Origin of the sequence: Tabrizicola fusiformis (assembly GCF_013328815.1) — a bacterium.
GTDB lineage: Bacteria > Pseudomonadota > Alphaproteobacteria > Rhodobacterales > Rhodobacteraceae > Fuscibacter.
In genome coordinates this window covers 210,588-222,174 of record NZ_JABUHN010000002.1, presented here as the reverse complement: position 1 = coordinate 222,174, position 11,587 = coordinate 210,588, and the positions used below count along the sequence as shown (strand labels likewise).

The window sequence follows — 11,587 nt, the reverse complement described above, 5'->3', positions numbered from 1 at the left end:
CATGCTCCTAGTGCAGGTTCGGCTGGGCGCCCTGGCCCTTTTCGTCGATCATCAGCCCCTTGAGGAAGCGATCAAAGCGATAGGCCGCGGCGGTCTTATGCGGCTCGTCCTTGGCCAGCAGATGAGCAAAGCACCAGCCCGAGGCGGGGGTGGCCTTGAAGCCGCCATAACACCAGCCGCCGTTGAAATAGAGCCCGTCCACATGGGTCTTGTCGATGATCGGGCTGCCGTCCATCGACATGTCCATGATCCCGCCCCAGGTGCGCAAGAGCCGCGCCCGCCCTATGGCCGGCATCAGCGCCATGCCGCCTTCGGCCACATCCTCGATCACCGGCAGGTTGCCGCGTTGGGCGTAGGAGTTATAGCCGTCAATGTCGCCGCCGAACACAAGGCCGCCCTTATCGGACTGGCTGACATAGAAATGCCCGGCGCCAAAGGTCATCACCCCGTCGATGAACGGCTTCAGCCCTTCGGAAACAAAGGCTTGCAGAACATGGCTTTCCATCGGCAGGCGCATTCCAGCATGGGCCATCACCTTGCTGGACGAGCCTGCCACCGCGACGCCCACCTTCTTGGCCCCAATGAACCCGCGTGAGGTTTCGACGCCCAGGATGCGGCCATTCTCGATCCGCATTCCGGTGACTTCGCAATTCTGGATCAGATCCACGCCCCGCATATCCGCCCCGCGGGCATAGCCCCAGGCCACCGCATCATGTCGCACCGTGCCGCCGCGCCGCTGCATCAGCGCCCCCTTGATCGGGAAGCGGGCATTATCGAAATTCAGGAACGGATACATCGCCTTGACCTGATCACGGCTCAACATCTCGGCATCGGCGCCGTTCAGGATCATGCCATTGCCGCGCCGGGTGAAGGCATCGCGCTGCGCATCGGTGTGTATCAGGTTGATGATGCCGCGCTGCGACACCATCGCATTGTAGTTGAAGTCCTGCTCCAGCCCTTCCCAGAGCTTGAGACTGAATTCATAAAACGGCTCGTTGCCGTCCAAGAGGTAGTTCGAGCGGATAATCGTGGTGTTCCGCCCGACGTTGCCGCCGCCCAGATAGCCCTTTTCCAGCACGGCAATCCGCGCCTGCCCGAATTCCTTGGCAAGGTAATAGGCAGTGGCCAGCCCATGCCCGCCACCGCCGACGATGATATAGTCATACTCGGCCTGCGGCGCGGGGTCGCGCCAGACGGGTTTCCACCCTTTGTGGCCCGTCAGAGCCTCGGCAATCACCCGGAACCCGGAATAGCGCATGCTCTCGCATCCCCTCTTGCTGTTGGCGGCATACTGCGCCGGGACGGGCCGCAAACCCTGCGCATTTCCGCCATCACCTTGCAAGTTTTCGCCATCCCACCCGGCCCCGGCCGCTGTCCGGCCCCGACACCAATTCGCCTTGACGCCCGCCCCGGAAGCCCCTAATCACAGCCCACCTCCGGCGGGTTGGCGGAGAGGTTACGCAGCGGATTGCAAATCCGTGAAGACCGGTTCGATTCCGGTACCCGCCTCCACTCTCCCCTCGCTTGCAATCTTCCGACGACCGCCGCGGCTGTGGTGATTTCGGCTCACGCCGCTGCCAGCGCCAGTGCGTCCGGGCCAGCCGGATGGCGCAATTGGTCGCCCGGCGCGGTTGCGGCGCGCAGCACGGCTTCGGCCACATCGCTTTCCCTGGTGGTCAGCGGCGGGTTGGCGAAGGCCGCAAAGATCGGGCCCACGAAATCGGCATATTCCGCCGGAATCAGATCGGCGACCGGAATGTCGGTATTGGCGGCAAAGCGGGTGGTCGGCGCATAGCCCGGCTCCACCAGTTTCACCCGCACGCCGAAAGCCGCCATTTCATGCGCGAGCGAGCCGGTGAAGCCCTCGATCGCCTGTTTGCTGGCGGTATAGGCGGCGGCAAGCGGCATCGGCGCCAGCGTCACGCTGGAGGTGACATTGACGATCACCCCCGAGCGCCGCGCCCGCATCTGGGGAATGACGGCCTGCACCATGGCCATGGTGCCAAAGGTATTCGTCTCGAACACCTTGCGGATATGGGCCATCGGCGTCGCCTCGAAGGCGCCGACCACGCCGATCCCGGCATTGTTGACCAGCACATCCACCGGCCCCGCCGCCGCGATGGCCGCCGCAATGCTGTCTGCATCGGTCACATCAAGGGGGAGCATCCGAACCCCCTCGGGCAAGAGGCCGGGGCGCGGCTGGCGCATGGTGGCAATCACATTCCAGCCTTGGGCCTGAAACAGACGGGCGGTTTCCAGACCATAGCCCGAAGAGGTGCCGGTGATGAGGACGGTGTTCATGTCTTTCTCCTGTTTTGCGGTTGACCATCTGGTTTTAACCGGCATGATCAGGACGATCATCAATCAATGATCCGATTTTCATTTGAGATAGTCCGAAATGACCGACCCGCTTGCCCAAGTGATCCAGCTTTTGCAGCCGCGCGCCGTGGTGTCCAAGGGCATCAGCGGCGCAGGCCGCTGGGCGGTGCGTTACAGCGCCTTCGGCCATCCGGGCTTTTGCGCGGTGACCTCGGGGCGCTGCCGCCTTGCGGTAGAGGGGGAAGAGCCGGTCACGCTTGAGGCCGGGGATTTCGTGCTGCTGCCCGCCACGCCCGCCTTTACCATGTCGGGGTTTGAACCCGCCGTTCCCCTGCTGCTCGATCCGTCGCAAAGCGCCGATCATCCGGTGCGGCATGGGCGGCAGGATGGCCCGCCCGAGGTGGAACAACTGGGCGGCTGGTTCACCTTCGAGGCACCCGAGGCGGGGCTTCTGGTCGGGCTGCTGCCGCGGATGATCCATATTCGCGGCGTGGCGCGGCTGGCCGAACTCGTGCGGTTTCTGGGCGATGAGGCGGCGCGCGATGACATCGGGCGCGAGCCGATCCTTGAGCGGCTGGTGGAAATCCTGCTGATCGAGGCGCTGCGCGTGGCCCCCGCGCCCGGGGCCGCGCCAGGGCTGCTTTGCGGCCTTGCCGATCCGCGCCTTGCCGCGGCGCTGCGCGCCATGCATGGCGCCCCCGACCGCGGCTGGACCCTGCCCGATCTGGCGCGGGCGGCGGGGATGTCGCGTTCGGCCTTTTTCGACCGTTTCACCGGCCGGGTGGGGCTGCGGCCGATGGAATATCTGATGGGGTGGCGCATGGCCCTGGCGCGCGGCCTGTTGCGCGACGGACGCCTGACGCTGGACGAGGTGGCCCAGCGCATCGGCTATGGATCGGCCAGCACCTTCAGCACGGCTTTCAGCCGCCACACGGGCCTGCCGCCGGGCCGCTTCCGGCGCGGCGCGGCGGCTATCTGAACCGCAGGTTGGCGCGGCCCAGATCGGCCACCGACTTTGCCCCCATCAGCCGCATGTCGCGCAGGATTTCCGCCTTGAGCTGGCCCAGCGCCCGCTCGATCCCCGGCTGTCCCGCGGCGGCCAGCGCATACAGATAGAACCGTCCCAACCCCACCGCCTTGGCGCCCAGCGACAGCGCCTTCAGCACATGGGTGCCGCGCTGCACGCCGCCGTCGATCATCACATCCAGACGGTCGCCCACCGCCTGCACGATTTCGTCCAACTGGTCAAAACCGCTGCGCGAGCCGTCAAGCTGCCGCCCGCCATGGTTCGACAGCACGATCCCGGTGCAGCCGATCTCGGCGGCGCGGCGGGCGTCCTCGACGCTGATCACGCCTTTCAGGCAGAACTCGCCGCCCCAGTCGGCCACCATCTGCGCCACATCGTCCCATGTCATCGACGGATCGAGCATTTCGGTGAAATAGCGCCCGATGGTCAGGCTGTCGCCCTTCATGTCGATATGGGCATCCAGTTGCGGCAGGCTGAACTTTTCATGCGTGACATAGTTGATGCCCCACATCGGTTTGATGGCGAATTGCGTCATGCCGCCCAGCGTCAGCCGGAAGGGAATGGAAAAGCCGGTGCGCAGGTCACGCTCGCGGTTGCCGCCGGTGATGCTGTCCACCGTCAGCATCATCACCTTGATGCCCGCCTCTTTGGCCGATTGCATCATGGCGCGGTTCAGCCCGCGGTCCTTGTGGAAATAGAACTGATAGCATTGCGGATTGCTGTGCTTTTTCGCCAGCTCGGCCATCGACACCGTGCCGAGCGAGGACACGCCGAACATGGTGCCGAACTTGTCGGCCGCAGCGGCCGTGGCGCGTTCACCCTGATGGTGGAAGAGGCGTTGCAGCGCGGTGGGCGACAGATAAACCGGCAGCGCCAGCTTCTGCCCCATCACCGTGACCGACATATCCACCTCTTCGACCCCGCGCAGGACCGAAGGCACCAGATCGCAGCTTTCGAAAGCGGTGGTATTGCGCCGCAGCGTCACCTCATCATCGGCGCCGCCGTCGATATAGTTGAAGATCGGCGACGGCAGGCGGCGTTGGGCAAGGCGGCGAAAGTCGTGGAAGTTGTGGCAATCGGTCAGGCGCATGTCGGTCTTTCAGATCTGGTCCCGCCACCGGGCGGCATAGGCGGCAAGATTGCCGGAAAAGGCCGGAAGGGCAACAGCCCGCGTCTCGGGCGGCGTCCCGGCCCCAAGGCTGAGAAGAGCGGCCCCGGTCGAAGTGCCGGTGGCCGAGGCGGCGATTTCCACCCCTTCGAGCCGCAGGGTGGCCAGCATCTCCAGATAATCCGGGTTGCGCGCGAAGGGGCCTTCGACGATCACCGGGCCCCGCGCGCCGATCAGCCGCAGGCAGGTGTCGGTCATCATCGCCAGATACCACGACAGCGCCAGCATCCGCTGCCCCGCCCCTTCGGGCGGCACCGTCCAGCGATGCACCCGCCCACGGAACGGGCCGGACCCCGGCTCAACCGCCGGAAGCAGCGCCACGCCTTGCGCCAGCACCTCTGCCCGGTCCTGTGCGGTGGGGGCGGTGGTGTCGCCCTGCGCGATCATCTCGAACTCGCGCCCGCCCATGAACCGGGCCGAAGGCACCGGCTGGCCCAGCGCGTTGACATTGACCAGCACATCGCGCGCCGGGTCCAGCGTGACCGGATCGGCGCCCATCGCCATGGCCACAACCCATGTGCCGGTGGAAACCACCGAAAACGGCGCGCTGCGCCCCAGCACATGCGGCAAGAGCGAGGCATTGGAATCATGGATGCCCACCGTCACCGGGGTATCGGCGGCAAGCCCGGTCTGCGCCGCCACTTCGGGGCGCAGGCGGCCCAGAACCTCGCCCGGGCGGCGCGGCGGCGCCATCTTGTCCGTCAGGCCCAGCCGCGCCACCAGTGCGGAAAACCGGCCCGTCGCCGGTTCCCACAGATCGGTATGGCAGCCCAGCGAGGTAACATCGCAGGCCATCTGCCCGGTCAGCCGCCAGCCCCAATAGCCCGGATAGGTCAGCACCTGCGCCACCCGGTCCCGCAGGCCGGGATCGGTCCGCAACAGCCAGAAGAGTTGCGCCCCAAGGTTCAGCCCCCCCGGCAACCGGGCCGAGCCGGTTTCGGCAAAGGCCGGGCGGATGGCATCATATTCTGTGGCCAGATCATCCGGGCCGGAATGCTCATAATCCAGCATCGGCGCGGCAAGGCCCCCCGCGGCATCCAGCAGCACCGCCGAGGCGCCATGGGTGGTCACCGAAATGGCATCCACCCCATGCGCCGCATGAAAGGCGGCAAGGTGGTGCAGGAAGAAATCCCAATGCCCCTCGACATCGAAATGCGGCCAGGGCGGGCCGGGGCGCACGGTGTTGGGCCGGGTGACCACCGCTACCTCGCGCAGGGTTCCGGCCTCGACCAGCGCCAGCTTGGCATTGGTCTTGCCGATGTCGATAACGGCCACATGCTTCACGGCGGCGTGCCTCATGGCAGGTGGAACATCGGCACCAGTGGCACCGCGACGGGTTCATTGCCCGGATGGGTCGCCATCAGATCGGCCATATGCGCCCACCAGCGCTGCATCACCGGATGGTTCGGCAGATCATCCATGCCATGATCAGTGCGCCGCCACAGCACGCCGAAGAGTGCATTGGTTTCGCGGTCAAGGTGGATCGAATAATCCTGCACGCCCGCCTCTTTCAGCAGCGCCACCAGTTCCGGCCAGATCGCATCATGGCGGCAACGGTATTCGTCCTCCATGCCTGGGTTCAGCATCATGCGGAAGGCGTATTTCTCCATCATTTCCTCCACATCGCCCACAGGCGCGGCAGGGCGATCACCCCGATCAGCAAGGCGCCGACGATGATCGACATGACGATACCCGGCACGTTCAAAAGGCCCAGACCAAAGGTGACCAGCCCCATCACCAGCGCGGCGATCACCACGCCCGGAATGCTGCCCGATCCGCCCAGAATGCTGACCCCGCCAAGCACGACCATGGTCACCACCTCAAGCTCGAACCCCGTCGCAATCGACGGCCGGGTGGAGCCGAGGCGCGATGTCAGGCAGACGGCGGCAAGCCCGCTCATCACCCCGGTCAAGAGGAACAGGATGAACCGCACCCGGTCCACCCGCACGCCGGAAAACCGCGCGGCGGTGGCATTGTTGCCGATCACATAGACCATCCGGCCAAAGTTGGTGCGGTGCAGCAGCAGTCCGAAAACCACCGCCATCACCGCAAACAACACCAGTTCCACGCTGAACACCCACCAGACATAGCCCTGCCCGAACCAGCCGAAATCGGCCGGATAGCCGGTAAAGGCCCCGTCGCCCAACACGATATAGCTGATGCCGCGAAACAGGCTCATCGTGCCGATGGTCACCACGATCGAGGGCAGGCCGAACCGCGCCACCAGAAGCCCGTTGAACGCCCCGCAAGCCAGCCCGGTGCCAAGGCCCAGCACCACCAAAAGCCAGACCGGCGCCCCGGCCACCATCGCCACCCCCATCACCGTCGAACAGAGCGCGATGATCGAGGCGACCGACAGGTCAATCTCGCCCGCGATGATCAGCATGGCCATGGCAAAGGCAATCAGCGCCTTTTCGGTAAAGTTGAAACTCGCGTCCGACAGGTTCCACGGATCAAGGAAATAGGGCGAGGCAAAGGCATTCGCCACGAAGATCGCCACGGCCACGACGGCCAGAAGTGCCTCCCAGCTTTTCAGCCCACGCACCAGCGGCGATTGCAGCCGGTCGGGAATATGGCGGCCCGGTGCCTGTTGGGGGGTGGTGGCGTTGCTCATGCCCGATGCTCCGCTTGTTTCAGGATGATGCGGCCCTGACGGCCCTGCCCCCGGCTGTTGACGGCAACCGCGACCAGAATGGCGGTGCCCGAAATCGCCATCTGCCAGAAGGGCGAGATGCCGACGACCGGCAGCGCGTTCTTGATGATGCCCAGAAACAGCGCGCCCATCACCGCGCCCGCGACCGACCCGGCGCCGCCCGCAATGGCGATACCGCCGATCACGCAGGCCGCCACCACGTCAAGCTCGAACCCGCCCGCGATATCGACATAGGCCACCGCATAGCGCGCGACCCAGAGATAGCCCGTCAGCCCCGCCAGCGCGCCCGAAATCACGAAGGCGGCAAATTGCGTCCGGCCCACGTCGATCCCGGCATAGACCGCCGCATGGGGATTGCCGCCCACCGCAAAGAGCGCCCGGCCCAGCGGGCTGCGCCGGATGAACAGGGCAAAGCCCGCGATCACCGCAACCGCGATCCAGGCCATCACCGGCAGGCCCAGAAACTGCGCCCGGGGGAAAGCCTTGAACCCTTCGGTCATCTGATGCGCGTTGATCCATTTTCCCGCCGTCAGCAGAAAGATGATGCCGCGAAAGATCGTCATGGTGCCCAGCGTCACCACGATCGACGGAATGCCCAGCCGCCAGACCAGAAGGCCGTTCACCGCCCCCAGCGCCGCCCCCAGCGCCACCACCGCCAAGAGGATCAGCGGCAGGGGCACCCCTGCCCCGTTCAGCATAGCCGCGATCATGCCGCAGAGCGCCAGATTTGCCGCCACCGACAGGTCGATGCATTTGGTCACGATCACCGCCATCTGGCCCAGCGCCAGAATGATCAGCGGCGAGGTGTCGGTGAAGACCGCCGCCAGATTGGCGGGGGCGATGAAGGCGGCAAAGCGAAGCGCAATGGCGCCAAGCAGCACCAGAATGGCCAGCGCCAGAATGGTTTCACGCGATTTCAGCATCTTATGCGGCCTCCTCGATGCCGACGGCGGCGCGGACAAGGTTTTCCGGCGTCATCGCCTGCCCGGCGAATTCGGCCGCGATCCGGCCTTCGCGCATGACGATCACCCGGTCGGCCATGCCCAGAACCTCGGGGATTTCACTTGAGACCATGATCACCGCCAGCCCCTCGGCCGCGAGTTCCGACATGAAATCATGCACCGCCGCCTTCGATCCGATGTCGATGCCCTTGGTCGGTTCATCCAGAATGATCACCCGGGGTTTCGTGGCCAGCCATTTGGCGATCACCACCTTTTGCTGGTTGCCGCCTGACAAGAGGCCCACATCCTGATCAAGGCTGGCCGCCCGCAGGTCCAGCCGCGCGGTATATTCGCGCGCCAGTCTGAACTCTTCGGCCAACCGCAGAAAGCCCGCCCGGCTGGTGCGGGTCAGCGAAGGCAGCGTGATGTTCTGAAAGATCGGCAGACCCTTGACCGCACCCTGCTTGCCGCGATCCTCGGGGACATAGACGATGCCCGCCTCCACAGCCTCGGCGGTCGAGCGGATGACGCGGACCTGACCGTCGATCTTGCAGGCGCCTTTTGACGGGCGGGTGATGCCGAACAGCGCCTGCATCACCTCGGACCGCCCGGCGCCGACCAGACCGTAAAAGCCCAGAATCTCGCCCCGGTGCAGGGTAAAGCCGATGTCGTCAAACTCGGTCGGGTGGCAATAGCCCGCCACGGTCAGAACCGGCGCGCCAATTTCTGCCGGGCGCTTGGGGTAAATCTGGTCCACCGACCGGCCCACCATCATCTGCACCAGCGCGGCCTCGGTCACCTCGGCCATGGCACCAGTCCCCACGAACTGGCCATCACGGAACACGGTCCAGCGGTCGGCAATGCGGAAAATCTCGTCAAACTTGTGCGAGATGAACAGGATCGCCTTGCCCTGCGCCTTGAGCTTTTCCACCAGCTCATAAAGCTCGTGGATTTCCTTGTGCGACAGGGCGGCAGTCGGCTCGTCCATGATCACCACCCGGGCGTCAATCGACAGGGCGCGCGCGATGGCCACCAGATGGCGCGAGGCGATGCCCAGATCGCGCAGCCGGATGTCCGCCGCAATGCCGGCGCCGATCTGGTCCAAAAGGCGCTGTGCCTCATCCCGCATCTTGCGGGTGTCGATCAGGCCGAAGCGGCCCCGCGGCGCATGGCCGATGAAGATGTTCTCGGCCACCGTCAATTCGTCGAACAGCACTGTTTCCTGATGGATCGCCGTCACCCCCGCCCGTGCCGCCGCATCGGCGGTGGCAAAGCGCATCTCGTGCCCGTCCACGGTGATGCTGCCTTCGTCGGGCTGATAGATGCCGGTCAATATCTTGACGATGGTGGATTTTCCCGCGCCATTCTCGCCCACAAGGGCGGTGACCTGACCGGGATAGAGGTCAAGCTGCACACCGTTCAGCGCCCGCACCCCGGGAAAGCTTTTCGAGATGCCACGAAGGCGCAGCACCGGATCGGCGCCGGCGGACTGGTCGGTTTGCATGATATTCCCCCCGAAAATGAAGGGCCCGGTCCGATGGGGCCGGGCCCGACAGGTTCCGTGATCAGAAGATCGACGAGAACTGGTCGATGTTGGACGCATCATAGGTGAAGGGGTCGGCCATCGCGGCTTCGCCATTCTCGTCCAGCTTGACGCTCCCCATGCGGCCGATCGAGATTTCGGCGCCCGGCTCGGCCTTGGCGTCGCCCTTGGACAGGTGATAGGCGATCATCGTGGCCGAATAGCCCAGATCAATCGGGTTCCAGATGGCAAAGGACTGCGAGGCGCCCGACTTCACATGACCAGCCATTTCCGACGGCAGGCCAAGGCCCGTGACATTGACCTGACCGACCTTGCCCGCATCCGTCACCGCCTGCGCCGCCGCCACGATACCGACCGAGGTCGGCGCGATGATGGCTTTCAGGTTCGGATAGGTTTGCAGCAGCCCTTGGGTTTCCCGATAGGATTTGTCGGCAAGGTCATCGCCGTAAACGGTCGCCACGATGTTGATGCCCGGATAGTTCGGCAGCACCTTCTTGGCCTCTTCGATCCAGACGTTCTGGTTGGTCGAGGTGGTGGTGGCCGACAGGATCGCCACATCGCCGCCCTCGGGCAGGTGATCGGCGGCCAGCTTGATGATCGTATTGCCGATCAGCGCGCTGGACGAGGGGTTCAGGTGCATCAGGCGGCCTTCCTTGGCCACGCCCGAATCCCACGAGATCACGGTGATGCCGCGCTCCATCGCCTTTTGCAGCGTCGGCACCAGCGCGTCGGTGTCATTGGCCGAAACGGCGATGGCATCCACCTTCTGGGCGATCAGGCTGTTGATCACTTCGATCTGGCCTTCGGCGGTGGTGTCGGTCGGGCCGGTGTAGATGATTTCCACATCGCCCAGTTCCTTGGCCGCTTCTTCGGCGCCCTTGGCAGCCGCTTCAAAGAAGCCGATGCCCAGCGCCTTGACGACGATGGCGATGCGCTTGGTCTCGGCATGGGCGCCGGTGGCCATCAGCGCGGTGGCCAAGGCCACGGTGGTCAGTGCCTTCCTCAGAATGCTCATGTGATCCTCCCTGAGCGTTTGCCCCCTCCTCAAGGGGCGTTGGTTGGGCGCGTCAGTCCTCCTGCGCGCGGGTCTTGCGGTCCGAGGCGGCAACCTCGGCAACAATCAGCCGGACCTCTGCCGCCTCCAGCATGGCGGCGGAACGGTCGTCGATGCGGTCATCGGTGATGACGGTGTGAATGCGGCCAAGCGGGCAGAGCAGCAGGCTCGACCGCTGGGCGAACTTGGAACTGTCGGCCAGCACGATCAGCTCATCCGCCTGCCCGATCAGCTTCTGTTCAGCCTGGATCAGAAGCGGGTCGCCCTCCATCAGACCCAGGGGGCCAAGGCCGCGACAGCCCATGAACATGCGGTTGGCATAGTAATGGCGGCTGCCGTCATCGTGGAACGGCGACAGGATGATGTTCTGCTCGCGGTAGATGGCGCCCGCGGGCAGCAGAACGGTGTTCTTGGTGTGCTTCAGCAGATGCTCGGCAATCGGAAAGCTATTGGTAAAGACCTGCAGGCGCCGCGTCGTCAGCGGATGGACCATCTGGAAAGTGGTGGTGCCGCCGTTGATGATGATGGCATCGCCATCCTGACAAAGTTCGACCGCCGCCTTGGCAATGGCGCGCTTTTCGGCGGCGTGCAGCGATTCCTGCACCGCAAAGGGTCGCGCGTTGATGCCGACATAGCTGGGCGGCGCAATCGCCTCGGCCCCGCCCCGCACCCGGCGCAGCTTTTTCTGGACATGCAGTTGCGCGATGTCGCGCCGGATCGTCGCCTCGGAGGCGTCGGTCAACTGGCACAGGTCCGGCACCGTGACGACGGGCCGCTCCTGCACGGCGGACAGAATGATGCGATGGCGTTCGGTTTCGTGCATCTGGTCCTCCCTCGCTGGTCAGATTGCGGTGCGATTCGATCATTGTCAATCATGTTCAA

11 protein-coding genes and 1 tRNA gene are annotated in these 11,587 nt (G+C 65.0%); 2 read left to right on the top strand and 10 right to left on the bottom strand.

The genetic code is table 11. The features are described from left to right. Nucleotides 1-7: 7 nt before the first annotated feature. Nucleotides 8-1,258: a sarcosine oxidase subunit beta family protein gene (locus HS053_RS03655; protein WP_174209851.1), complete on the bottom strand. Its 1,251-nt coding sequence runs from the start codon at nt 1,256-1,258 to the stop codon at nt 8-10. Between the two features lie 180 nt (nt 1,259-1,438). On the opposite strand from HS053_RS03655, the gene HS053_RS03650 reads away from it, so the two are divergent. Beyond that, nucleotides 1,439-1,512, top strand: a tRNA-Cys gene (locus tag HS053_RS03650). A 54-nt stretch (nt 1,513-1,566) separates the two neighbouring features. Here the strand turns inward: HS053_RS03650 and HS053_RS03645 are convergent. Beyond that, nucleotides 1,567-2,301 carry an SDR family oxidoreductase gene (locus tag HS053_RS03645; RefSeq protein WP_174209850.1) on the bottom strand — a complete coding sequence of 245 codons (735 nt, stop codon included), beginning with the start codon at nt 2,299-2,301 and terminating at the stop codon, nt 1,567-1,569. Nucleotides 2,302-2,398: 97 nt separating this feature from the next. Here HS053_RS03645 and HS053_RS03640 point away from each other — a divergent pair, with 97 nt between their 5' ends. After that, nucleotides 2,399-3,298, top strand: coding sequence for an AraC family transcriptional regulator (locus tag HS053_RS03640; protein ID WP_174209849.1), 900 nt, complete (start codon nt 2,399-2,401; stop codon nt 3,296-3,298). Here HS053_RS03640 and HS053_RS03635 read toward each other — a convergent pair. From HS053_RS03635 to HS053_RS03600, 8 genes are all read right to left on the bottom strand, one after another. Beyond that, entirely contained in the window at nt 3,291-4,436 is a 1,146-nt protein-coding gene (locus tag HS053_RS03635) for an alpha-hydroxy acid oxidase (protein WP_174209848.1), read from the bottom strand. The genes HS053_RS03640 and HS053_RS03635 overlap by 8 nt on opposite strands. Before the next feature lie 9 nt (nt 4,437-4,445). Then, on the bottom strand, nt 4,446-5,813 hold the full coding sequence (locus HS053_RS03630; protein ID WP_174209847.1) for an FGGY-family carbohydrate kinase: 1,368 nt from the start codon (nt 5,811-5,813) through the stop codon (nt 4,446-4,448). Then, entirely contained in the window at nt 5,810-6,124 is a 315-nt protein-coding gene (locus tag HS053_RS03625; protein ID WP_174209846.1) for an L-rhamnose mutarotase, read from the bottom strand. Before HS053_RS03625 ends, HS053_RS03630 begins: the two co-directional genes overlap by 4 nt. Further along, nucleotides 6,124-7,128 carry an ABC transporter permease gene (locus HS053_RS03620; protein WP_174209845.1) on the bottom strand — a complete coding sequence of 335 codons (1,005 nt, stop codon included), beginning with the start codon at nt 7,126-7,128 and terminating at the stop codon, nt 6,124-6,126. The genes HS053_RS03625 and HS053_RS03620 overlap by 1 nt, the downstream gene beginning before the upstream one ends. After that, nucleotides 7,125-8,090 carry an ABC transporter permease gene (locus HS053_RS03615; RefSeq protein WP_174209844.1) on the bottom strand — a complete coding sequence of 322 codons (966 nt, stop codon included), beginning with the start codon at nt 8,088-8,090 and terminating at the stop codon, nt 7,125-7,127. The genes HS053_RS03620 and HS053_RS03615 overlap by 4 nt, the downstream gene beginning before the upstream one ends. Nucleotide 8,091: 1 nt before the next feature. Then, a complete protein-coding gene (locus tag HS053_RS03610; RefSeq protein ID WP_206677578.1) occupies nt 8,092-9,612 on the bottom strand; it encodes a sugar ABC transporter ATP-binding protein in 1,521 nt (506 codons plus the stop codon). Between the two features lie 61 nt (nt 9,613-9,673). Next, nucleotides 9,674-10,666 carry a rhamnose ABC transporter substrate-binding protein gene (gene rhaS / locus HS053_RS03605; RefSeq protein WP_174209842.1) on the bottom strand — a complete coding sequence of 331 codons (993 nt, stop codon included), beginning with the start codon at nt 10,664-10,666 and terminating at the stop codon, nt 9,674-9,676. Between the two features lie 52 nt (nt 10,667-10,718). Continuing rightward, nucleotides 10,719-11,528 carry a DeoR/GlpR family DNA-binding transcription regulator gene (locus HS053_RS03600; RefSeq protein WP_174209841.1) on the bottom strand — a complete coding sequence of 270 codons (810 nt, stop codon included), beginning with the start codon at nt 11,526-11,528 and terminating at the stop codon, nt 10,719-10,721. Between the last annotated feature and the right edge of the window lie 59 nt (nt 11,529-11,587).